Consider the following 21,499-nt stretch of genomic DNA (forward strand, 5'->3'; position numbering starts at 1 on the left):
GAAGGAGCCAGACCATGCCGTTTGCACAGATCTACCTGATCGAAGGTCGCACCGAGGACCAGAAGCGCGCGCTGATCGAGAAGGTCACGGCCGCCATCGTCGAGGCCGTCAACGCGCCGAAGGAGAACGTGCGCGTGTGGCTGCACGACGTGCCGAAGGAGAACTGGGGGATCGCCGGGGTGTCGGCGAAGGACCTGGGGCGCTAGCCGCCTCGCCAGTGCCGGCCAGCGCACGGCGCAGCGTCGGCGCCTCGGCCTCGATGTGGGCCCAGAGCCGGCTCGCGACCGGCCCCGGCGAGCGGTCGCGCCGGCGCGCCGCCACCAGTTCCTCGACGCTGCCGGGCAGGTGGCGGCCCGCGATCGAGCGCAGCCGGCCGTCGCGCAGTTCCTTCTCGATCAGGAAGCGCGGCATGTGGCCCCAGCCCAGGCCCAGCAGGATCACTTCCTTCTTCATGAGCTGGTCGGCCACGGTGCACTGGTGCGCGCCCTCGATCAGGAAGTGGTCCTGGGGCGGCGTGTGGCGCGCGGTGTCGCGCATCACGCACTGGGTGTAGGCGCGCATGCGCTCGGGCCCCGGCGCGCGCGGCAGCGGCTCGGCCAGCAGGGCCGGTGCTACCACCGGCACGAAGGGCACCTTGCACAGGTCGATCCATTCGAGCCGCGGATCGCGCTTGTCGATGCCGTGCAGGATCAGGTCGGCCTCGCCGTCGAACAGCCGCTCGGCCGGACCGGCCACCGCCTCGAAATAGAGCGCGAGCCGCGTGCCCGGGCACTGCGCGAAGAAGCGCGCCAGCATCGCCAGCACCTGCGGCCGCGGGCACAGGTCGCCGATCACCACGCGCAGTTCGCTTTCCTCGCCCACCGCGAGCTGGCGCGCATGGCCGCGCAGGCCCTCGAGCTCGCGCAGCAGCGACTGCGCGCGCGCATGGAAGGAACGGCCGGCCTCGGTGGGCTGCACGCGGTAGCCGCCGCGGTCGAGCAGCACCAGGCCGAGCTGGCGCTCGAGCTTGGCCACGGCCGCGAACACCGCCGGATGCGAGCGATGCAACTGCGTGGCGGCGGCCTGGAAGCCGCCCGCGCGCACCACCGCGTCGAAGCATTGGAGGTCGTGCAGGGTGAATTCGCTCATGTTCGATTTGCTGACAAGGATTGATCGAACTTTGTAATTTCTTTCGCCAAGGGGCGCAACTACGATTTGTGCCACGGTGATCGCCGTTGCAGGGGCCCGAGGCTCCGAAGCCATGCCAAGGAAAGCACGCCATGAGCCACTTCACCCACACCACCACCGCCGGCGACGGCGCCCGCATCGCCTACCGCTTCGATGGCGATGCCGGCAAGCCCGTGCTGCTGCTGTCGAACTCCATCGGCACCACGCTCTCGATGTGGGACGGCGAGTTCGAGGCGCTGGGCCGGCATTTCCACGTGCTGCGCTACGACACGCGCGGCCATGGCGGCTCGGGCGTCACGCCGGGCGCCTATTCGATGGACCGGCTCGGCCGCGACGCGATCGAGCTGCTCGACGCGCTGAAGATCGAGCGCGCGCATTTCCTCGGCCTCTCGCTCGGCGGCTTCATCGGCCAGTGGCTGGGCGTGCATGCGCCCGAGCGCATCGACCGGCTGGTGCTGGCCAACACCTCCTCGTGGCTCGGTCCGGCCAGCGTGTTCGACGAGCGCATCGTCGGCGTGCTCGCCGCCCCGGACATGAAGGAGACGGCCGAGGGCTTCCTGCGCAACTGGTTCCCCGAGCGGCTGCTGATCGAGAACGGCCCGGTGGTGCAGGCCTTGCGCCAGGTGCTGCTCGAGATCGACCCGCAGGGCCTGGCCGGCGCGCTCGCCGCCGTGCGCGACGCCGACCTGCGCCGGCCCATCGCGCTGATCGAGCGGCCCACGCTGGTGATCGCGGGCGAGTTCGACCCGGTCACGGCCGCGAGCCATGGCGAGCTGATCGCGGCCACCGTGCCGGGCGCGCGGCTGCTGACCTTGCCCGCGGTGCACCTGTCGAACGTGGAGTTTCCGAAGGAGTTCGTGGGCGCGGTGGTCGATTTCCTCGAGGACCGATGAAGAGGAGGCAGGAGGGGGCAGGCGGGGCGCAGGCGATCGATTGTTTCCTTCCCGTGAACGCCGCGGTTCCATTTGCCTAGGGTTTTTACCTAGATTCGAGGCGCACAATTCATCTCACGGACCAGCCGCCGACTCCAAGACAAGCAGAAGGCAGCGACTGATCTGGGTGAACAGGCACTGACGAGGTGGCCGCCCCCGAAGGGACGGCGCCCCACCAAGACCGGTTCGAATCATCCAAAGTCAAGTCACAAGAATTGAAGGAATACTCAAATGAACGCCTCGAAGCTCCTCTCCGCCGTTGCCCTCTCCCTGCTGGCCGCTGCCGGTGCAGCCCATGCAGAAACCTATGAGGGTGTGCATCCCCTGACCTCGGCCGCCAGCCGCGCCGAAGTCGCCGGCCAAGCCGTCATCGCCGCTCGCAGCGCCGATCCCTATGCCGAAGGCGCGAACGCCGGCCCGGCCCAAGTGATCGTGTCGCAGACCAGCCGTGCTGCCGTGCGTGCCGAAGCGGTTGCTGCTGCACACAGCGACAACCCCTACGCCGAAGGCGCTTCGTCGGGCGTGGCTCCGCTGGTCGCCAGCACTGTGGACCGCAACGCAGTGCGCGCACAAGCCCGCGCTGCTGCCCGCGGCGACTCGCTGCCGCTGTAATCGGCGCATAGAACCAGGTCGCACCGCGGGGTCAGCCCCGCACTGAGGCCAGCGGTTCAGCCAACAAGAAGCCGGCCCTTGCGAAAGCAGGGGCCGGCTTTTTTATGGGGGGCGCCCGCGCGCTGCGCGCTTCACGCGCCCAGCTTGCGCGCGATCAGGTCCTTCATGATCTCGCTGGTGCCACCGTAGATGCGCTGCACGCGCGCATCGGCATACATGCGCGCGATCGGGTACTCGACCATGTAGCCGTAGCCGCCGAACAGCTGCAGGCACTCGTCGGTCACCTTGCCCTGCTGCTCGGTGCACCACAGCTTGGCCATGTAGGCGGCCTCCTGGTCGAGGGTGCCGTCGACCAGGCGCTGGATGCAGTCGTTGACGAAGCTGCGCACCACGTGCGCGATGGTGGCGCACTCGGCGAGCTTGAAGCGCGTGTTCTGGAAATCGAACACGCTGTGGCCGAAGGCCTTGCGCTGCTGCGTGTATTCCACCGTCAGTTCCACCGCGCGCTCGATCACCCCCGCGGCCGGCACGCACAGGAACAGCCGCTCGTACGAGAGCTGGCTCATGAGCTGGATGAAGCCGTCGCCTTCCTTGCCGCCGAGCAGATGGTCGGCCGGCACGCGCACGCCGTCGAAGAAGAGCTCGGCCGTGTCCGACGCATGCTGGCCCAGCTTCTCGAGCCGCCGTCCTACGCGAAAGCCCGGCAGGTCTTCGGTCTCGAGCACGACCAGCGACACGCCGCGGCTGCCCGCCTCGCCGGTGCGCACCGCCACCACCAGCAGGTTGCCCGAGAAGCCGTTGGTGATGAAGGTCTTGGCGCCGTCGATCACGTAGTGCTCGCCTTCGCGCCGCGCGCGGGTGCGCAGCGCCTTCAGGTCCGAGCCGCAGCCGGGCTCGGTGAGCGCGATGCCGGCCAGCAGCTCGCCGCTCGCGAGCCGCGGCAGCCAGCGCTGCTTCTGCGCCTCGGTGCCGTAGTCGAGGATGTAGTGCGCGGCGAGGTTGTGCACGCCGGTGTTGGCAGGGAACTCGGCCTTCGCCAGTTCGTCCTGCACCACCATCTGGTAGGCGAGCGAGGCACCGGCGCCGCCGTAGGCCTCGTCGATCTCGGGCAGCAGGAAGCCCATCCGGCCGAACGGGCGCCAGACCTCGCGCGGAATGAAGCCCTGGCGGCGCCAGCCTTCCAGTTGCGGCGAGAGCTCGGCCGCGATGTAGCGGCGCACCTGTTCGCGAAAGGCATCGATGTCTTCGTCCATCCAGCGATGGCGCAGCAGTTGGGGCAGCATGGTTCTTTCGGGTGCTCGTTCAGGCCCTGGCGCGCGCGAGAAAGCGCGCGCAGGCGTCGTTGAAGAATGCGCCGGCCACGTGCCGGCGCTGGGCCTCGCATTCGCCGGCCAGTTGCTCGGCCAGCGTGCGGTCGGTGGCCGCGTCGATCAGCTGGCGCGTGTCGCGCAGCGCCGCGGCCGATGCGCTGCCCAGCCGCCGGGCCAGTGCATGCGCCTCGTCGAGCAGGGCGGCATCGTCGACGCAGCGCCAGATCAGCCCCCATTGCTCGGCCCGCGCCGCATCGATGCGATCGCCGAGCAGCGCGATGCCGAGCGCCCGGCTGCGTCCGACCAGCCGCGGCAGCGACCAGGTCGCGCCCAGGTCGGGCACGGCCCCGAGCTGCGCCACCTGCGGCACGAGGAAGTAGGCCGAGCGCGCCGCGATCACGACGTCGGCCGCCAGCGCGATGCCGACGCCCGCGCCCACGCAGGGCCCGTTGACGGCCACCACCACCGGCACCGCGCTGTCGGAAATGGCCTGCGCGATGGGGTTGCCCACCTGTTCCATGCCGCGGCCGATCTGCTCCTGCGCATGCTGCGGACCACCGGCCAGCACGTCGCCGAAGTAGCCGATGTCGCCGCCGCCCGAGAAGGCGCGGCCCGCGCCGGTCAGCACGATGGCACGCACCTGCGCGTCGGCCTGGCAGGCGCGCAGCGCCGCCAGCAGCGCGTCGAGCAGCGGCGGGCCCAGCGCGTTGAGGGCCTCGGCCCGGTCGAGCACCAGGGTCGCGATGCCTTCGCGCACCTCGCTGCGCACAGCGGCAGCCATCGCTCAGAACCCCGTGAGGCCGCCGCTGCACACCAGCGTCTGGCCGCTCACGTAGTCCGATTCCGGAATGCACAGCAGGTACACCGCGCCGGCCGCTTCCTCGGGCGTGCCGCCGCGGCCCAGCGGAATGCCGCGCTCCATCGCGGCCATCAGGTCGGGGTTGACGCCCACCTTGATGTCGCGGCCGTCGATATGGGCCGTGCCGCCCTCGGCCGCATTGCCGGTCAGCCGGGTCTTGATCAGGCCGTAGGCCACGCAGTTGACGGTGACGTTCATGCGGCCCCATTCCTTGGCCAACGTCTGCGTCATGCCGACGATGCCGGCCTTGCCCGCCGCGTAGTTGGTCTGGCCCGGGTTGCCGAACAGGCCCGCCATCGACGAGATGTTGACCACCTTGCGCATCATGCGCTGCCCGGCCTCGGTCTCGGCCTTGCCGAGCGCGCGGATCACCGGCTGCGCGGCGCGCAGGATGCGGAACGGCGCTGTCAGGTGGCAATCGATCATCGCGTACCACTGCTCGTCGGTCATCTTCTGGATCACGTTGTCCCAGGTGTAGCCGGCGTTGTTGATGAGGATGTCCAGGCCCTTGAATTCGCTCACCGCCGTGCCGACGAAGCGCTCGGCGAAGTCGGGCGCCGTCACGTTGCCCACGCAGGCCACGGCCTGGCCGCCGGCCTCGCGGATGGCCTGCACCGCCTCCTGCGCGGGTTCGGCGTCGAGGTCGTTGAGGACGATGCGCGCGCCTTCGCTGGCGAGCTTGAGCGCGATCGAGCGGCCGATGCCGCGGCCCGAACCGGTGATGAGGGCGACCTTGCCTTCGAGTTTGCGTGTCATGGTGTTCTCTTTTCTTTGCGGGGGATGGGGTGTCAGGGCAGGGCGACGAAGGCTTCGCCGACGATCCTGGTCTGGCCGAACTGGTTGGTGCTCTGCAGCTCGATGCGCACGCCGCGTTCGCCGTTGCGTTCGGTCTTCTCGGCGATGCGGCCGCTGCAGCGCATGGCGTTGCCCAGGTGCGTGATGCCCTGGAAGCGCGCCTCGAAGTGGCGCAGCCGGCTCTGCGGCGCCCACTGCGTGAGCACGCGGCCGAGCCAGGCCATGCCCAGCATGCCCTGCGCGAACACGTCGGGCATGCCCGAGCGGCGCGCCATGTCGGTGTCGATGTGGATCGGGTTGTGGTCGCCCGAGGCGCCCGCGAACAGCGCGAGCGTGCCGCGGTTCACGGCCGGCAGTTGCACGGCGGGCAGTTCGTCGCCGACCTGCACGGTGTCGAAGGTGGGGGAGGTCATGGGCGTGTTCCTTCAGTTGCGGCAGACGATGACGGTGCGCAGTTCGGCCACCAGTTCGTTGCGCTGGTTGGTGGCGCGCGAGGTCTTCACCACGAACTCGAGCGCGCCGTTCTTCTTGTCGTAGATGTCGCCGATGGTGGAGCGCACCGTCACGGTGTCGCCCACGCAGGCAGGGCGGTGGTAGCTGAAGCTCTGCTCGCCATGCAGCAGCTTGGCCAGCGGGATCTGCAGGTCGGCCAGCAGCCGGTCGGACGCGCCCGAGTCGAGCTCGGCCGCGAACAGGAAGGTGGGCGGTGCCGGCAGGTCGGGGTAGCCGGCATCGCGCGCGGCGGCGGCGTCGGTGTAGACCGGGTCGGTCTCGCCGATCGCCTTGGCGAAGAACTGCAGCCGGCTGCGCTCGATCGGCAGCACCGAGGCCGGCAGCTCGTGGCCGATCCATTTCTTGTCGATCATGGGAAGGTCTCCTTTGTCGTTGAGGGGGTTCAGACGCGTTCGTAGAGCGTGACCACGCAGGCGCCGCCCAGGCCCAGGTTGTGCTGCAGCGCGAGCCGCGCACCCTCGACCTGGCGCTTGTCGGCCGTGCCACGCAGTTGCTCGACCAGCTCGGTGCATTGGGCGAGGCCGGTCGCGCCCAGCGGATGGCCCTTGGACAGCAGGCCGCCCGAGGGATTGGTCACGACCTGGCCGCCATAGGTGTTGTCGCCGTCGACCACGAACTTCTCGGCCCCGCCCACCGGGCACAGGCCCAGCGCCTCGTAGCTGATCAGTTCGTTGTGCGCGAAGCAGTCGTGCAGCTCGACCACGTCGATGTCCTGCGGACCGACGCCTGCCGCCTCGTAGACCTTCTGCGCCGCCTCGCGCGCCATGCTGAAGCCGACCACCTCGCGCATGTCGCGCGCCTCGAAGCTCACCGGCTTGTCGGTGGTCATGGCCTGCGCCTTGATGCGCACGCTGCGGTCCAGGCCATGGCGCTGCGCGAACCCGGCCGAGCAGACGATGGCGGCGGCCGCGCCGCAGGTCGGTGGGCAGGCCATCAGCCGCGTCATCACGCCGGGCCACATCACGGGCGTGGCCAGCACCTCGTCCTCGCTCACCACGTTGCGGAACAGCGCGACCGGGTTGTTGGCCGCATGGCGGCTGGCCTTGGCGCGGATCTTCGCGAAGGTCGACAGCTTGGTGCCGTACTGCTGCATGTGGGCCAGCCCCGCGCCGCCGAAGTAGCGCAGCGCGAGCGGAATGCCCGCTTCCTCGACCAGCTCGTCGGTGGCTTGGTCGAAGCGCTCGAAGGGACTGGGCCGGTCCTTGAACACCGCGCCCAGCGCGCCCGGCGTCATCTGCTCGAAGCCCAGGGCCAGCACGCAATCAGCGGCGCCGCTGGCCACGGCCTGGCGCGCCAGGAACAGCGCGGTGGAACCGGTCGAGCAGTTGTTGTTGACGTTGACCACCGGGATGCCGGTCATGCCGACCGCGTAGAGCGCGCTCTGGCCCGCGGTCGAGTCGGCATAGACATAGCCCACGTAGGCCTGCTGCACCAGCTCGTAGCCGATGCCGGCATCGGCCAGCGCGCGGCGCGTGGCCTCGGCCGCCATCGCCTGGTAGGACTCGCTGGCACCGGGCTTGGTGAAGGGGATCATGCCGACCCCGCTGACGAACACATCGTGATGCATGGAGATTTCCTGAAAGTGGAGAGGAAGGGGAGGGGTGAAAAGGCTCAGGCGACGTTGCGCTGGCGGCCTTGCCAGAACGGCTCGCGCAGCTGGGTCTTGAGCACCTTGCCGGCGCCCGACATCGGCAGGGCATCGACGAAGGCCACGCTGCGCGGGCACTTGTAGCCCGCGATCAGCGCCTTGCAGTGGGCAATGACCTCGTCGCTTGTGACGCCGTGCCCCGGCTTGAGGATCAGCGCCGCGTGCACGCTTTCGCCCCATTCGTCGCTGGGGATGCCGATGATCGCGCAGGCCACCACGGCCGGGTGCTGGGCGATGGCGTTCTCGACCTCGGCCGAGTAGACGTTCTCGCCGCCGCTGATGATCATGTCCTTGATGCGGTCGACCACGTAGATATAGCCGCCGTCGTCCATCCAGGCACCGTCGCCGGTGTGCATCCAGCCCTCGCGCACCGCCGCGGCCGTCTGCTCGGGCTTGCCCCAGTAGCCCTGCATCACGTTGGGGCCGCGCACCGCCACTTCGCCCACCGTGCCGCGCGGCACCTCGATGCCCTCGGGGTCGAGGATGCGCACTTCCATGCACACGCTCGCGCGCCCCGCGGAGCGATGACGGCCCAGCGCGTGGCCCTCGGCCGTGTAGGAGCTCGGCGGATTGATGGTGGCCAGCGGCGCCAGCTCCGTCATGCCGTAGCCCTGCACGAAGGCCACGTGGGGCAGCGCGGCCATCGCGCGTTCGAGCACGGCCTCCTGCATCGGCGAAGCGCCGTAGAAGATGCACCTGAGGCTGGAGAGGTCGCGCGGCTCCTTCATGCACGGGTGGTCGACCAGCATCTGGATCATGGTCGGCACCAGCAGCGTGTTGGTCACGCGGTCGCGCTCGATCGCATCGAGCACGCCCTGCGGGCTGAACATCGGGATGATCGTGTGCGTGTTGCCCGCGGGCCAGTGCGGCATCGCGAGGCCCATATCGCCGAGGTGGAACATCGGCGCCGCATGCAGGTAGTTGCCGCCCGATGCCGCCAGCCCTTCGGCCTGCATCGCCATCGCCGAGCTGCACAGGTTGGCATGGCTCAGCATCACGCCCTTGGGGAAGCCCGTGGTGCCGCCGGTGTAGAAGATGCCGGCCAGGTCCTCGTCGCGCCGGATTGCGTCGGCGACGGGCGAGGCCGCCGCCAGCAGCGCCTCGTAGCCATGCATGCCGCGCGGCACCTCGCCGTCTTCCACGCCGCTGCCGCAATAGATCACTTCGCGCAGGCTGCCGGACTCGGCGCGCATCTTCTCGACCATCGGGCGGAAGGTCTCGTCGACCAGCAGCAGGGTCGAGCCCGAGTCCTCGAGCGAGTAGAGGATCTCCGCGGCCGACCAGCGGATGTTGCAGGGATTGAGCACGCCGCCGCCCCAGGGCACGGCCATCTGATATTCGAGGTAGCGGTCGGAGTTGAGCGCCAGCATGGCCACGCGGTCGCCCGGCCGCATGCCGAGCTGCTGCAGCGCACCGGCGAGGCGGGCGACGCGCTCGACATAGGCGCCGAAAGTGCGCGTGCGGCCGGCGAAGCGCACCGCCACCTTGTCGGGGTGCTGCTGCACCGCGCGGTGCAGTGCCTGGGTCACGTACATGGCATCGTCTCCTTCTCGTTGGTCTTCGTTCGCGGGCTCATGCCCATGCCGCCAATGCTAGGAATCGATCGCCGTTTGCACGATGCCGCTTTGCGTTGTTCGAATGTCGGAAGACCTCAATCTGATGTCGCCCTCGTGCCCCCGTGCGGGTCGCGGCGCTTGCCTCGGCGGTGCCTGCCGGTGCACAGTCGATGCCGTTCCGTTCCAGCGCCTTGCCTTCGATGCTTCATCCTCCCCAGACGGTCTCCATCAGCTTCGTGCACGGCATGCTGTCGGGCGTCCGCGCCAGCGGCCGGCCCTGCGAGCCCTTCCTCGCCGAGGCCGGCATCGCCCCCGAACTGCTTCCCCAGGCCGATGCACGCGTCACGGCGCAGCAGTACGCGAAGCTGTTCCGTGCGCTCACCGAAGGCCTGGACGATGACTTCATCGGCTTGCTGAGTCGCCCACTCAAGCGCGGCAGCTTCGCGCTGATCGCGCGCTCGACGCTGGGCGCCCCGACCCTGGAGGTCGCCATCCGCCGCGCCACGCGAACCTTCCACCTGCTGCAGGACGACGTGGTGCTGGAGGCCGTGTGCAGGGACGACCTGGCCGGCGTGGTGATGCGCTTCAACGGTCCCGCCGCCCTGCAGACCGTGTTCCTGCAGGAGGTGCTGCTGCGCACCACGTGGCGCCTGATGGCCTGGGTGGTGGGCGGCCAGCTGCCGGTCGTGCGCTTCGACTTCGCATTCGGTCCGCCCGCGCATGCCGGCGGCTACGGAAAGATCTTCCCCGCGCTGCAGCAGTTCGACAGCGAGCGCTCGGCCTTCTGGTTCGATGCCAGGCGCCTGAACGACGCCGTGCGCCGCGACGAGGCCGCGCTGCGCAGCTTTCTCGCCGATGCGCAGCTCCACATGCTCGTGCCGCGCCGAGGCAGCGACGCGGTCAGTGCGCGCGTGCGGGCCCATCTTCAGTTCATGCAGCCCGCATGGTCCGACCTCGTGGCCACGGCGAACGCGCTGCATGTCACGGTCTCCACCTTGCAGCGGCGGCTCGCGCTGGAGGGGACTTCGTTCCAGGCGCTGAAGGACGAGCTGCGCCGCGACACCGCCATCGTCCGGCTCAGCACCAGCGCCGTTCCGTTGGCCGAACTGGCCGACGAACTCGGCTTCGCCAACAGCTCGGCGTTTCAGCGGGCCTTCAAGGTCTGGACCGGGAGCGCGCCGGGGGTCTATCGGCGGGGTGGGGGTGCGTGAGCCGTGGTGTCGGCTTCGGGCCGGGTGGGTGACTCATCGAGATAGTGGGCCGTGACGCCGCCGTAGGCGAGCAGCAAACCCAGCAGCAAGGCAAGCCCTAGATCGATGCCCAGCGAGACCTTGGGCGGTCTTCGCTGCAGGAGCACTTGCGCCACCGTACCGACGATGAAGTAGACGAGCGCAACGCCCATGCCGACCAGGAAAAACATCAGCACCATCCCGAAGGATTTCTGGCCTTCGCCTGGATAGGGCTCTCCCCATTCGACATGCGCCAAGGGCAGCGCGGCGGCTACGCACAGGGCCAGGATCGCGCGGAGGAAGACCTGGAGGGCGTGGCGGAGGGCGGGGTTCATTCGATGCCGAGCTCGATGCGAGCAGCTCCCTCGATGTACGCGAGAACGACGTCCTCGCCCCCGCTTCGGCTCATGACCTCGTCCAGCGACGATCTGGACAGGCCGACCCGAACCCGGTGGGCGCGCATTTCGTTCCAGAGCAAGTGGAGGTCCAGGTTCTGGCGGTGGTCGTCCGGAAGCACGAGGATTTCCGGTTCGCCGGACACGACGCATCGCCACCTGCAATCCTGGTTCGACTTCGGTCGCGCCGCCAGCCGGGTGATGTCCTCCTCGGAAGCGACGAGATCGGTCGGCATGTCCTCGGACGGCGTCTCGTCATCGATGGCGGGCTGCCTGGGCGATGAGGTCGAACCCTCCTCGAACGAGAAGACGATGCGGTCACCCTTGCGCAACTCGTGCGCCATTTCCCAGATCAGGAAGTCGAAGGAGCCGTCGGAGCGTCGTTTTCCGCCGCCCGTGACCGTGAGTTCGGAGCAAGCCGGCCCCCAGATGTCTGCGTGGACGGAGGCGGAGAACATCCACACGTTGTCCGAGCCGACGCTGCAGAGGTGGATGTCGTTCTTCGTGATGTGCAGTACGGGCATGAAGCGCTGAAGTGAGTCTGTGGCCCCTCTGGAAAGAGCCGGTGAACGAAACGGTCCGTAACGTCTCTTCCGCACGCCGCCCTCTTCAAGTCCTGTGCAGCACCTGCTCGGCCAGTTCTTGCGCACGTGCCACCGAGATACCTCGGGTCTGGTCGATGACCAAGGGGTCATCCTCCGAGTCTCTCTTGTGCAGGATCACCTTGGGGCGTTGGTTGCCGAGCTGAACCCGGACATCGGCGGGCCGCGTCGACGGATACGGATAGACGTCGATGTCATTGCAGACCCAACCGAAGAATCCTTCTCCCTCGACCGGATCGTCGAAGGTCTCGTCATAGCGATCGAAGCTCTTCTTGCTCAGCGAGACCCAGACTCCCCAGAGGAATGGCTCCTCGACCCCGTGAATGGGGACTTCGAGGATGGCTCGGACAAAGTAGTCGGTACCCTCGTCGTGCGTGATGGTGCAGAAATCATCGCTGAGTTTCCCCAAGGAGGCCTTCTGCTCGTCCGAGAGGCAGGCATAGTGGTCGGGCGCTCTGAAAGCAAAGCTGGGCGAACCTTCGTGGATGTCGCCACAACGGCTGCACTTGAAGGTGAAGATGGCGGTCATCGGTTGTGAATCCTTTGCTCGGGTGCTGTATCGATGTCTGCTTGCCGTTCAGAAGCTCGGCACGTCGATGCGTTCCAGACGGGCGGCCAAGCCAATGTCCGCGAGTGCTTCGAACAGCGGCGGTGTGAGGAAGATGCCCATCTGGTCGTTGGCATAGGGTCTGAAAGCGTAGAGCCGCTCCTGCGATCCAACAGACGCCAGCAGGCCGTTCACCATGGAAAAGAATCCCCGTGAGAAGTCGGCCCAGCTGTCCAGGGAGGAGGAAGGATGCGCGCACAAGGGCCAGCATTTTCCGTCGACCCTCAGGATGGTTTCATCTTTGAGAGGATCGTATTCCACTGTCGGATTGCCGATCGCCACCCCATTCATGGCGAGCACGCGCTCGAGGTCCTTCAGCGCAATGTCGGCCGCGCCCTCGGCCAGGGTTTCGGCATCGAGATAGTAGGAACGACCGGCACTGCAGGCCTCCAGCAGGCCGTAGCGATCGACCTCGTCTTTCCACTGGTCGATCGAATGGGAGGGGTCTGCATACAGCAGAAAGAACCGGGCTTCCAATGCAGCGTAATGTTCACGGTCGATGGTGAGATGCATGAGTCGTCGCCTGAAGCGTTGAAGCAAGAGCTATCCGATGAAGACGGAGACAACGCAAGTATCCTTGCGCGCTTCCCGCAAGGTTTGGGCGACTATCGGAATACAGGGCATGGCCTTCGAACTCAAGGCTGAGAAAACCCGCGACGACAACGCGTTTTCCGTCGAACTGCTCCGAGTTGGCGGTCAGGTCCACCAGCGATACGTTGTACCGGCCGCACGTGCCTTCCTTGGGCAAGAGGTTGGCGCAACGCGGGGCGGCGATGGCACTGCTTGCGAGCCACCCCGACAGCAGTGTCATGGCGATCCACTTGGCGGACCGGCGCAGGGTCGAGGGTGCTCTGAGCGAGGGCGGGCGTTCCGGCTCAGGAGGCAGGGACGCGGTGCGACGATTCGCCCATGCCCCAGTGGATGAAACGACCGCCGCCTCTCTGGTGCACATGGCACGTCCTCCCTTGTTCGTGGCCCCGATGCTGGCTCATCGCCGGGGTTTTGCACAAGGGGGACGTTGCGGATCAGGCGAACAGCTCAGCCCGCCCGCTCCTCGACCCCATCCACCCGATCCACATAAAACGCCACATGGTCCTTGATCCCCGCCACCGCGTCATACGGCGACTCGTAGGTCCACACCGCATTGACCGAGCGCTCCCCGCCGGCCGGGATGCTGAAGTAGTTGCACTCGCCCTTGTACGGGCAGTAGGTCGTGTGCGTGCTGCGCTCGAGCAGCGACATGTCGACGTCGGCGCGCGGGATGTACTGCACGGCCGGGTACGAGGCCTCGCGCAGGGTGAGGGCGGCGCGGGTGTCGGCGATGGTGCGGCCGCCGAGGGTCACGACCACGCGCGCGGGGTTGGGCGCGACGGTGATCGGATGGTCGGGGCCGGGGATCTTGATGCTTCGGGGGCTGTTCATGGGGCGGGCTCCTGGGGATGGCCGGCCATCTTGCCGCCGGCCGGGCGCGGGCCGCGCCGCCCGCGCGAATCCACCTGCCCGCGCCAAGGTCAAGGCGCGGGCCGCGAGCGCGCGCCGCTCAGGCTGCTGTTGCTGTCGCCGCGTTCGCGTAGCGCGCGGCCGGCACGCTGCGCGACAGGTTCGGGCCCAGCGCCTGCCGCGCGGCGTCGAAGCGTTGCCAGTCTTCCACGTCGGGCAGCGAGGGGATGGTGATCAGCTCGCCCGCGTCGAAGCCGGCCAGGGCACTGTCGACCAGGTCCTCGGCCGACATCACGATCTCCTGCGGCAGGTGCTCGACCGGCACGCCCGCGATGCCCCAGAAGTCGGTGCGCGTGGCGCCCGGCAGCACGGCCTGCACCTTCACGCCCTTGGCGCCGAGCTCGTGGTGCAGCGACTGGCTCAGGTTGACCACGTAGGCCTTGCTGCCGCTGTAGCTGCCGTTGAGCAGCTCGGGCGAGAGCGCGACGATCGAGGCGATGTTGATCAGCGCGCCGCCGCCGCGCGCGACGAAGCCGGGCGCCACGGCGCGCGTGAGGCGCGTGAGCGCGACCACGTTGAGCTGGATCATGGTATCGATCTGGTCGGGGTCGGAATCGAGCAGGGTCGCGGTGGCGCCGAGGCCGGCGTTGTTGAGCAGCAGGGTGATGCGTTCGTCGCTGCGCAGCCGCTCCTCGACCCGGCGCAGGTCGGCGGTGGCCGTGAGGTCGGCCGCGAGCACCTCGACGCGGCGGCCGGTCTCCCGCACCAGCCGTTCGGCCAGCGCCTCGAGGCGCTCCTTGTTGCGCGCGACCAGCACGAGGTCGTAGCCGCGGCGCGCGAGGCGCTCGGCGTAGACGGCGCCGATGCCGGTGGAAGCGCCGGTGATCAGCGCGGTGCCCTTGCCGGGGGCGGAGATGGCGATGTCTTGCGAGCTCATGGGAAAGGTCCTTGGATGTCGAAGGGGATGAGGAAAGGTGGTTTGACAGCCAGGAGTTTGGGTCGGACACTGATGTCTCAAATGACATGTTTCCCTCCTTTAAAGACATCATGACCCAGCGCATCGGCCTCGTCGTCTTTCCCGGTTTCCAGATCCTCGACCTAGTGGCCCTCTCGGTCTTCGAGCTCGCGAACGCCGAGGCCGGGCGCACGGTCTACGAGCTCGAGGTGCTGTCGGAGCACGGCGGCCCGGTGGCCAGCACGGCCGGCGTCACGGTCGATTCGCGCGCCTTCGACCGGCGCCGCTTCGACACGCTGCTGGTCGCGGGCTCGACCACGGTGCCGCCGAGCTCGGGCGGCCTGCTCGACTTCCTGCGCCGCGCGCTGCCGCGCACGCGGCGCCTGGGCAGCATCTGCACCGGCGCCTTCGTGTTGGCCGAGGCCGGCCTGCTCGACGGTCGCCGCGCCACCACGCACTGGCATTTCGCGCGCGAGCTGCAGCGCGGCTTCCCGGCGATCAAGGTGGAGGAGGACGGCATCTTCATCCAGGACGGCCCGGTCTGGACCTCGGCCGGCATGACCGCCTGCATCGACCTCGCGCTCGCGCTGGTCGAGGGCGACCTGGGCCTCGAGCTGTCGCGCGCGGTGGCGCGCAAGCTGGTGATCTACCACCGGCGCGCGGGCGGGCAGTCTCAGTTCTCGGCGCTGCTCGAGCTCGAACCGCGCACCGACCGCATCCAGCAGGCGCTCGACTACGCGAAGAAGAACCTGCACAAGAACCTCTCGGTCGACCAGCTCGCCGAGGTGGCGCACCTGAGCCCGCGCCAGTTCAGCCGCGCCTTCCTGGCCGAAACCGGCCAGTCGCCGGCGCGCGCGATCGAGAAGCTGCGCGTGGAGACCGCGCGCATCCTGATCGAGGAGGGCGGCCAGTCGGTCGACCGCATCGCGGCGCAGACCGGCTTCTCCGATCCCGAGCGCATGCGGCGCGCGTTCCACCGCGCCTTCGGCCAGCCGCCGCAGAGCCTGCGCCGCGCGGCGGCGCGCACGCACGCACCCGCGATGTAGATCGCGGCATCCGGATCGCCGCGGCGCGCGTACCTGTTGCCATGACCGCCGTTCGGATTACCAATTTCGTCGTGTTCCAGCTCGCCTGGTTCGCGGCCGTGCTCGGCGCGGCCCATGGCCATCCGCTGTGGGGCACGGCCTGCATCGCGGCGGCGATCGCCTGGCACCTGTGGGTGTCGGCCCGGCCGGCGCAGGAGGCCCGGCTGGTGGCCATCGCCTGCGCGCTGGGCGTGGCGATCGAGACCGGCCATGCCCTCGGCGGGCTGGTGCGCTATCCCTCGGGCCAGCCGATCGCGCAGCTCGCGCCGTACTGGATGGTCGCGCTGTGGGGCCTGTTCGCGATCGCGCTCAACGTCACCTTGCGCTGGCTGCACCGGCGCTACCTGCTCGCGGCGGTGCTGGGCGCGGTCTGCGGGCCGGCGTCGTTCGTGGCGGGCGTGAAGCTCGGCGCGGCCCAGTTCGTCGACCGGGGGCCGGCGCTCGTGGTGCTGGCCGTCGTCTGGGCCGTGGCGATGCCGCTGCTGGTGTGGCTCGCGCAGCGCTTCGATGGCGTGGGCGAGCCGCCGCGCTAGAAGTTAGAAGTCGCGCGCGAGTTCGTCGGCCCGCGCCCTGGCGCGCGCGAGGTTCGCGGCCACCGCCTCGGGCGGTGCCAGCGTCGGTGCCACGGCCAGCTCCACCACGTCGACGATGCCGAGGAACTCGAGCCAGGTGCGCATGTACGGCTTCTGGAAATCGCGCGCATGCGAGGGCAGGCCCACCGGGTAGTCGCCCGCGCTCGAATAGACCAGCGCCGCGCGCTTGCCTCGCAGCAGGCCGGTGTAGCCCTCCTGCGCCGACCAGCGCCAGTTCTCGCCCGGCAGGGTCACGACGTCGATGTAGTGCTTCAGCCGGTAGGGCAAGCCGAAGTTCCACATCGGCAGGCTGAACACGTACTTGTCGGCCGCGTTGAACTCCTGCGCGAGGCGCACGGCGCGCTGCCAGTGGCGCCGTTGCTCGTCGGTGGCGGCTTGCGCGCGCAGCACCGCGAACTTGGCGTCGATCATGGTGGCGTCGAAGGGCGGCAGGTCGAGCGACCAGACGTCGAGGGTGCGGATCTCGGCCGAGGGGTCGCGCTCGCGCAGCCGCTGCAGGAAATGCTCCGCCGTGTCGATCGAGCGCGAGCGCGCGCCCGAGGGCGAGGCCTGGATGTGGAGGATCGTCGAAGCCATGCCGCTCAGCCCTCCAGCGTGCGCAGGCCGACGGTGCCCGCCACCACCAGCGCGATGCAGGCCAGGCGCGGGCCCGACAGCGCCTCGCCGAAGGCGAGCACGCCCATCAGCACCACGCCGACCGAGCCGATGCCGGTCCACACCGCATAGGCCGGGCCCAACGGCAGATAGCGCAGCGACCTGGCGAGCAGGAAGATGCTCAGCAGCGCGCTCGCCACGCCGACGACCGAGGGCCAGAGCCGGGTCCAGTCCTCCGAGCGCTTGAGCGCCGCGGCCATCGCGATCTCGACCACGCCGGCCGCCAGCAGTAACAACCATCCCATGATCCGTTCCTCCGTTGTGTGCAGGGTTGATGTGGAGACGGATAATTCCGGTCCAGGCACCAAGCCACAAGTACGCACCTTCTGGTAACCATGGGAATCGCCATGCCCGCATCGAAGAAACCCGCCGCCGTGGCAGAGCCCGCGCCCGCCGACGTCTGGAGCGCCGGCTGCCCCTCGCGCCGCGTGCTCGAGCTCGTCGCCAACAAGTGGGCGCTGCTGATCATTCCGCTGCTGCGCGACGAGCCGCTGCGCAACAACGAGCTGCTGCGCCGGGTCGGCGGCATCTCGCAGAAGATGCTCACGCAGACCCTGCGCGATCTCGAGATCAATGGCCTGGTGCTGCGCGAGGACCACCAGACCGTGCCGCCGCACGTCGAGTACCGGCTGAGCACGCTCGGGCTGTCGCTGAGCCGCACGCTGATCGCGGTCGACCGCTGGGCCGAGGCCCACCACGCGGAGATCGACCGCGCGCGGCAGGCCGCGATCGCAGCGCTCTGAAGCTGGCGCTCAGAAGGTGTGAAGGAACCGTCGCGAGCGCCCCGAGGTCGCGTCGAGGACCGGAGCCGTACTCACGTACGGCGAGGACCGCAGATGCGAGATCGGGGCGCGCAGCAGGTTCATTCACTCCTTCTCAGTCGAGCGTGATGCCCACGCGCTTGATCACGCCGCCCCATTTCTCCGACTCGCTGCGCATCAGCCGCGCGAAGTCCTCGGGCGTGCCCGGCATCACGTCGCCGCCCGCGCCGGCCAGGCGCTGGGCCACGTCGGGCGCGGCCAGCACCTTCTGCAGCGAGGCGTTGAGCCGCTGCACCACAGGCTGCGGCGTGCCCTTGGGCGCGAGGATGCCGAACCAGCCGATGGCCTCGAAGCCTGGGTAGCCCGACTCGGCCACGGTCGGCAGCTCGGGCGCGATCGGCGAGCGCGTGGCGCTGGTGACCGCCAGCGCATGCAGCCGACCGGCCTTCACCAGCGGCATCGAGGTCACCATGGTGTCGAAGGCGAAGCTGACCTGGCCGCCCATCAGGTCGGTGAGCATCGGGCCCGCGCCCTGGTAGGGGATGTTCGAGACTTCGATGCCGGCCTGCGCCTTGAAGGCTTCCACCGCCAGGTGCGTGGTGCTCGCGCGCACGCCCGAGCCGTAGTTGATCTTGCCGGGCGCGGCCTTGGCGGCGGCCACCAGCTCCTTCATGTTCTTCGCCGTGAAGCGCGGATTGGCCACCACCATCAGCGGCGTGCGCGCGGCCGTGCCCACGGGCACCAGGTCGTTGAACACGTCGAAGCGCATGTCTTTGTAGAGGAAGTGGTTCACCACCACCGCGGTGCTGCCCATCAGCAGCGTGTAGCCGTCGGCCGTGCTCTTGGCCACGTAGTCGGCCGCGATGTTCTGCGAGGCGCCGGGCCGGTTCTCGACCAGCACCGGCTGGCGCAGGTCCTGCGCGAGCTTCTCGCCGACGATGCGTGCCGCGAGGTCGGCCGGCCCGCCGGGCGGGAAGCCCACCACCAGGTGGATCGGCTTCGAGGGATAGGCGCCCTGCGCGATGGCGTGCAGGGGCGTGGCCAGCGCGAGGCCGGCGGCGAGCAGCAGCGCGCGGCGCGGCGAAAGAAGGCGGTGGCTGAAAGTCATGGCATGTCTCCAGGAAGAGGGCGTTCGGATGCGCCCTCGGGTTCGTGTTCAGGGGATGTGGCTTGGATGCGCGGTGCTTGGCGACGGCCAGTGCGCGCGCAGGAAGGGCAGCAGCTCGGCGAGCACCGCCTCGGGGGCCTCTTCCATCATCAGGTGGCCGCAGTCGATCTCGCCGCCACCCACCGGCGTGCCTTCGGCGGCCGCGTCGCGCCAGATGTGGACCGGCGTGCGTTCGGCCGGGAAGCGCCCGCGCTCCCACAGCACATGCACCGGGCAGCGCACGCGCTCGCCGGCGGCTCGGCCGTGTTCGTCGTGCTCGAGGTCGATCGACGCGGCGGCGCGGTAGTCCTCGATCATCGCGTGGCGCACGCTCTCGCGCGAGAAGGCGCGCAGGTACTCGGCATGGGCCTCGGGCGTCACCGCGTCGAAGCGCCGCACCATGTTGCGCAGCGTCCAGTCGAGGAAGTAGGCCGGATCGGCCGCGAGCAGGCGCTCGGGCAGGTCGAAGGGCTGGGCCAGCATGAACCAGTGCCAGCTCTTGAGGCCGAAGTCCTTGTTCGCGCGCGCCCACATGTCGACGGTGGGGATCACGGTGATCGAGCCGAAGGCCGCGACGCGGTCCGGATGGTCGAGGCACAGCCGGTGCGCCACGCGCGCGCCGCGGTCGTGGCCGATCACCGCGAAGCGCTCGAAGCCCAGCGCGCGCATCAGCGCCGCCTGGTCGGCCGCCACCGTGCGCTTGCTGTGCGTCGCGTGCAGCGGATCGCCGGACGGGCCGAGGCTCTCGCCATAGCCGCGCAGGTCGGCCGCCACCACCGTGTAGTGGCGCGCGAGCACCGGCGCCACGCGGTGCCAGGCCGCATGCGTCTGCGGGTAGCCGTGGAGCAGCAGCAGGGGCGGGCCCGAGCCGCCGATCTCCGCGAAGATCCGGGCCTCGCCCACGTCGACGAGGCGCGGCTCGAAGCCGTCGATGAAGGCGCGCGTCATGCCGCCACCTCCAGCCGCTCGGGCGCGATCGCGAGGATCGCGGGCTCGAAGAAGTCGGCCATCAACCCGAGCTGCCGCTCCATCATGTGGCGGCCTTCGTGCGCGATGCAGCCGCGCTCGCGCGCCAGCTGCAGCAGCGGCGTGACGGCTGGCGCCATGATGACCTCGGCCACCCAGAGGCCGGCGCGCAGCGCGCTGGCGGGCACGGGCCGCGGATCGTCGACTCGCATGCCGACGGGCGTGGCGTTCACCAGCAGTTCGGCCTCGCCGGGCTCGCGGCCGTTCCAGGTGCCGGCCTCGACGCCATGCAATTGCAACTGCCGTGCGAGTGCCTCGGCCTTCGCCGTGTCGATGTCGCACACACGCACCGAGCGCGCCCCGGCATCGGCGAGCGCGAAGGCAATGGCCGAGGCCGCGCCGCCCGCGCCCGCGATGCAGGCCGCGCGTCCGCGCGGATCGAAGCCCGCGGCGCGCAGTCCCGCCACGAAGCCGGTGCCATCGAGCAGTTCGCCCTGCCAGCCGCCCTGCACGGTGCGGCGCACCACGTTGGAGGCGTTGGCACGCCGGGCGCCGGGCAGCAGGCCATCGCCGAGCAGGTCCGCCACGCGCTGCTTGTGCGGCACGGTGACGATGAAGCCCGCGAGGTTGTGCAGCGTGAGCAGCGCGGGCAGCAGGGCCGCCACGTCGTCGGCGCGCACATGCATCGGCACCAGCACGGCATTGAGGCCCGCCTGCTGCAGCCGGGCCGTGAGTGGCGCGGGCGCCTTCACTTGCGCGACCGGGTCGCCGAGGATGCCGAGCACCGCGGTGCGGCCGTCGAGCCGCAGCGCGGGTTGAAGAGAGACGTTCGTGTCAGTGGAGGGCATGTGCGTGTTCCTGCTGCGGTCGTGCGACGACATCGAGCCAGCGCCTGGCCGTGGTGTACGCCAGTTCGGCGCGCCTTGCCATGCCGAGGTGATGGCGGCGCACGGCCGAGGGTGCCTCGATCGACAGCACGGCGTCGGCCGCCACCGCATCGAGCACATCCGCCAGCGGCAGCGCGCCTTCGCCCGGCAGCAGGCGGTGCGCGCGTGCCTCCTCGCCGGGCGACAGGGCCGGATGGCGCCGCGCGGGCGCGTCGCTGAACTGCGCCCAGCCGCGCGCGATTCCCGGCGTGCGCGCGATGCGATCTACCGTCGCGCCGCTGCGAAAGAAGTGCAGCGTGTCGATCAGCACATGCACGTTCGATCGTCCGGTCTCGCGCACCAGCCGCAGCGCGGCATCGAGCGTGGGCACGGCCGTGTAGACCATGAACTCGAGCCCGAGCGAGAGGCCATGCGCACCCGCGATCTCGCCGAGCGCCGCGAGGTGGGCGGCGGCGCGCGCGTGATCGTCGTCGTCGCCGTTCACCACCAGCCAGCGCGCCCCCAGCGACGCCGCCACCGCCAGCATCGGCTCGAAGCGCCGCGCCTCGAAGCCGGCCGACAGCCGCACCACCTCGACGTCGTGCACCGCCACGTCCAGCGCGCTCATCAGCGCGCGCGTCTCGGCCAGCATCGGCGAGCCCGCGTGCATCGGGTGCGGCGCCTCGCCCGGCCGCGCCGGGTGCAGGCGCAGGCCGACCGAGCGGAAGCCCGCCTCGCCGGCCGCGCGCACCAGCTCGGGCGGCGTGGCGTCGAGCAGGCTCAGGTGCGCGAGCGACAGCATGCGGC

General features: G+C 69.5%; 27 protein-coding genes and 1 pseudogene. 7 read left to right on the forward strand and 21 right to left on the reverse strand.

Translation table 11 applies throughout. The features are described 5' to 3' along the window. Window positions 1-14: 14 nt before the first annotated feature. Window positions 15-206, forward strand: a complete 192-nt coding sequence (gene thmT, locus AC07RV_RS41405; protein WP_057597602.1) for a 2-hydroxymuconate tautomerase — start codon at window positions 15-17, stop codon at window positions 204-206. Between the two features lie 19 nt (window positions 207-225). On the opposite strand, the pseudogene AC07RV_RS41410 reads toward thmT, so the two are convergent. Then, a pseudogene (locus AC07RV_RS41410) lies at window positions 226-1,128 on the reverse strand (LysR family transcriptional regulator); the annotation flags it as partial. 131 nt (window positions 1,129-1,259) lie between these two features. Here AC07RV_RS41410 and AC07RV_RS41415 point away from each other — a divergent pair. Together AC07RV_RS41415 and AC07RV_RS41420 are read left to right on the forward strand one after the other, a co-directional pair. Further along, on the forward strand, window positions 1,260-2,060 hold the full coding sequence (locus AC07RV_RS41415; RefSeq protein ID WP_296777676.1) for an alpha/beta fold hydrolase: 801 nt from the start codon (window positions 1,260-1,262) through the stop codon (window positions 2,058-2,060). Between the two features lie 270 nt (window positions 2,061-2,330). Further along, window positions 2,331-2,711 carry a hypothetical protein gene (locus AC07RV_RS41420; RefSeq protein ID WP_057598380.1) on the forward strand — a complete coding sequence of 127 codons (381 nt, stop codon included), beginning with the start codon at window positions 2,331-2,333 and terminating at the stop codon, window positions 2,709-2,711. A gap of 131 nt (window positions 2,712-2,842) precedes the next feature. Here AC07RV_RS41420 and AC07RV_RS41425 read toward each other — a convergent pair whose 3' ends face one another. Genes AC07RV_RS41425 through AC07RV_RS41455 form a run of 7 tightly spaced genes read right to left on the reverse strand, consistent with a single transcriptional unit; the run spans window position 2,843 to window position 9,371 of the window. Next, complete coding sequence (locus AC07RV_RS41425) at window positions 2,843-3,994, reverse strand: acyl-CoA dehydrogenase family protein (RefSeq protein WP_296775279.1); 1,152 nt, start codon at window positions 3,992-3,994, stop codon at window positions 2,843-2,845. A gap of 19 nt (window positions 3,995-4,013) precedes the next feature. Next, complete coding sequence (locus tag AC07RV_RS41430; RefSeq protein WP_296775281.1) at window positions 4,014-4,802, reverse strand: enoyl-CoA hydratase/isomerase family protein; 789 nt, start codon at window positions 4,800-4,802, stop codon at window positions 4,014-4,016. 3 nt (window positions 4,803-4,805) lie between these two features. After that, window positions 4,806-5,636 carry an SDR family NAD(P)-dependent oxidoreductase gene (locus tag AC07RV_RS41435; protein WP_296775284.1) on the reverse strand — a complete coding sequence of 277 codons (831 nt, stop codon included), beginning with the start codon at window positions 5,634-5,636 and terminating at the stop codon, window positions 4,806-4,808. Between the two features lie 32 nt (window positions 5,637-5,668). Further along, complete coding sequence (locus tag AC07RV_RS41440; RefSeq protein WP_296775287.1) at window positions 5,669-6,088, reverse strand: MaoC/PaaZ C-terminal domain-containing protein; 420 nt, start codon at window positions 6,086-6,088, stop codon at window positions 5,669-5,671. A 12-nt stretch (window positions 6,089-6,100) separates the two neighbouring features. Beyond that, on the reverse strand, window positions 6,101-6,541 hold the full coding sequence (locus AC07RV_RS41445; protein WP_093342793.1) for a MaoC family dehydratase N-terminal domain-containing protein: 441 nt from the start codon (window positions 6,539-6,541) through the stop codon (window positions 6,101-6,103). A gap of 29 nt (window positions 6,542-6,570) precedes the next feature. Beyond that, window positions 6,571-7,755 (reverse strand): lipid-transfer protein, encoded by a 1,185-nt coding sequence (locus tag AC07RV_RS41450; protein WP_296775291.1) that lies wholly within the window; start codon window positions 7,753-7,755, stop codon window positions 6,571-6,573. A 44-nt stretch (window positions 7,756-7,799) separates the two neighbouring features. Beyond that, window positions 7,800-9,371: a long-chain-fatty-acid--CoA ligase gene (locus AC07RV_RS41455; protein ID WP_296775296.1), complete on the reverse strand. Its 1,572-nt coding sequence runs from the start codon at window positions 9,369-9,371 to the stop codon at window positions 7,800-7,802. 221 nt (window positions 9,372-9,592) lie between these two features. On the opposite strand from AC07RV_RS41455, the gene AC07RV_RS41460 reads away from it, so the two are divergent. After that, complete coding sequence (locus tag AC07RV_RS41460; protein ID WP_296775299.1) at window positions 9,593-10,603, forward strand: AraC family transcriptional regulator; 1,011 nt, start codon at window positions 9,593-9,595, stop codon at window positions 10,601-10,603. Here AC07RV_RS41460 and AC07RV_RS41465 read toward each other — a convergent pair. From AC07RV_RS41465 to AC07RV_RS41495, 7 genes are all read right to left on the reverse strand, one after another. Continuing rightward, the gene (locus AC07RV_RS41465; RefSeq protein WP_296775302.1) at window positions 10,579-10,956 is read right to left on the reverse strand and encodes a hypothetical protein; all 378 of its coding nucleotides are present in this window, start codon (window positions 10,954-10,956) and stop codon (window positions 10,579-10,581) included. The two genes, AC07RV_RS41460 and AC07RV_RS41465, sit on opposite strands and share 25 nt — an antisense overlap. Continuing rightward, a complete protein-coding gene (locus AC07RV_RS41470; RefSeq protein WP_296775306.1) occupies window positions 10,953-11,540 on the reverse strand; it encodes a hypothetical protein in 588 nt (195 codons plus the stop codon). The genes AC07RV_RS41465 and AC07RV_RS41470 overlap by 4 nt, the downstream gene beginning before the upstream one ends. Window positions 11,541-11,625: 85 nt before the next feature. Then, complete coding sequence (locus AC07RV_RS41475; RefSeq protein ID WP_296775309.1) at window positions 11,626-12,147, reverse strand: DUF2199 domain-containing protein; 522 nt, start codon at window positions 12,145-12,147, stop codon at window positions 11,626-11,628. 48 nt (window positions 12,148-12,195) lie between these two features. After that, window positions 12,196-12,738, reverse strand: a complete 543-nt coding sequence (locus AC07RV_RS41480) for a hypothetical protein (protein WP_296775312.1) — start codon at window positions 12,736-12,738, stop codon at window positions 12,196-12,198. Next, window positions 12,716-13,036 (reverse strand): hypothetical protein, encoded by a 321-nt coding sequence (locus AC07RV_RS41485; protein ID WP_296775314.1) that lies wholly within the window; start codon window positions 13,034-13,036, stop codon window positions 12,716-12,718. The genes AC07RV_RS41480 and AC07RV_RS41485 overlap by 23 nt, the downstream gene beginning before the upstream one ends. A gap of 227 nt (window positions 13,037-13,263) precedes the next feature. Then, entirely contained in the window at window positions 13,264-13,647 is a 384-nt protein-coding gene (locus AC07RV_RS41490) for a DUF427 domain-containing protein (protein WP_208513494.1), read from the reverse strand. A gap of 118 nt (window positions 13,648-13,765) precedes the next feature. Continuing rightward, complete coding sequence (locus AC07RV_RS41495; protein WP_296775320.1) at window positions 13,766-14,602, reverse strand: SDR family NAD(P)-dependent oxidoreductase; 837 nt, start codon at window positions 14,600-14,602, stop codon at window positions 13,766-13,768. A 110-nt stretch (window positions 14,603-14,712) separates the two neighbouring features. Here AC07RV_RS41495 and AC07RV_RS41500 point away from each other — a divergent pair, with 110 nt between their 5' ends. Together AC07RV_RS41500 and AC07RV_RS41505 are read left to right on the forward strand one after the other, a co-directional pair. Further along, window positions 14,713-15,666 (forward strand): GlxA family transcriptional regulator, encoded by a 954-nt coding sequence (locus AC07RV_RS41500; RefSeq protein ID WP_209540817.1) that lies wholly within the window; start codon window positions 14,713-14,715, stop codon window positions 15,664-15,666. 41 nt (window positions 15,667-15,707) lie between these two features. Then, window positions 15,708-16,238, forward strand: coding sequence for a DUF2878 domain-containing protein (locus AC07RV_RS41505; RefSeq protein ID WP_296775325.1), 531 nt, complete (start codon window positions 15,708-15,710; stop codon window positions 16,236-16,238). 3 nt (window positions 16,239-16,241) lie between these two features. Here AC07RV_RS41505 and AC07RV_RS41510 read toward each other — a convergent pair whose 3' ends face one another. Together AC07RV_RS41510 and AC07RV_RS41515 are read right to left on the reverse strand one after the other, a co-directional pair. Beyond that, window positions 16,242-16,874 (reverse strand): FMN-dependent NADH-azoreductase, encoded by a 633-nt coding sequence (locus tag AC07RV_RS41510; RefSeq protein ID WP_296775328.1) that lies wholly within the window; start codon window positions 16,872-16,874, stop codon window positions 16,242-16,244. A 5-nt stretch (window positions 16,875-16,879) separates the two neighbouring features. Next, window positions 16,880-17,197 carry a DMT family transporter gene (locus tag AC07RV_RS41515; protein ID WP_209540814.1) on the reverse strand — a complete coding sequence of 106 codons (318 nt, stop codon included), beginning with the start codon at window positions 17,195-17,197 and terminating at the stop codon, window positions 16,880-16,882. Between the two features lie 102 nt (window positions 17,198-17,299). Here AC07RV_RS41515 and AC07RV_RS41520 point away from each other — a divergent pair, with 102 nt between their 5' ends. Continuing rightward, the gene (locus tag AC07RV_RS41520) at window positions 17,300-17,695 is read left to right on the forward strand and encodes a winged helix-turn-helix transcriptional regulator (RefSeq protein ID WP_296775333.1); all 396 of its coding nucleotides are present in this window, start codon (window positions 17,300-17,302) and stop codon (window positions 17,693-17,695) included. 133 nt (window positions 17,696-17,828) lie between these two features. On the opposite strand, the gene AC07RV_RS41525 is transcribed toward AC07RV_RS41520, so the two are convergent. From AC07RV_RS41525 to AC07RV_RS41540, 4 genes are read right to left on the reverse strand one after another with little or no spacing between them, the layout of a single operon-like run. Beyond that, entirely contained in the window at window positions 17,829-18,821 is a 993-nt protein-coding gene (locus AC07RV_RS41525; protein ID WP_296775335.1) for a tripartite tricarboxylate transporter substrate binding protein, read from the reverse strand. A gap of 48 nt (window positions 18,822-18,869) precedes the next feature. Then, window positions 18,870-19,808, reverse strand: coding sequence for an alpha/beta fold hydrolase (locus AC07RV_RS41530; protein ID WP_296775338.1), 939 nt, complete (start codon window positions 19,806-19,808; stop codon window positions 18,870-18,872). After that, the gene (locus AC07RV_RS41535) at window positions 19,805-20,674 is read right to left on the reverse strand and encodes a shikimate dehydrogenase family protein (RefSeq protein WP_296775340.1); all 870 of its coding nucleotides are present in this window, start codon (window positions 20,672-20,674) and stop codon (window positions 19,805-19,807) included. The genes AC07RV_RS41530 and AC07RV_RS41535 overlap by 4 nt, the downstream gene beginning before the upstream one ends. Beyond that, entirely contained in the window at window positions 20,661-21,494 is an 834-nt protein-coding gene (locus AC07RV_RS41540; RefSeq protein ID WP_296775438.1) for a sugar phosphate isomerase/epimerase family protein, read from the reverse strand. The genes AC07RV_RS41535 and AC07RV_RS41540 overlap by 14 nt, the downstream gene beginning before the upstream one ends. Window positions 21,495-21,499 lie beyond the last annotated feature (5 nt).

The organism is Variovorax sp. GW821-FHT09B01 (genome assembly GCF_059418345.1).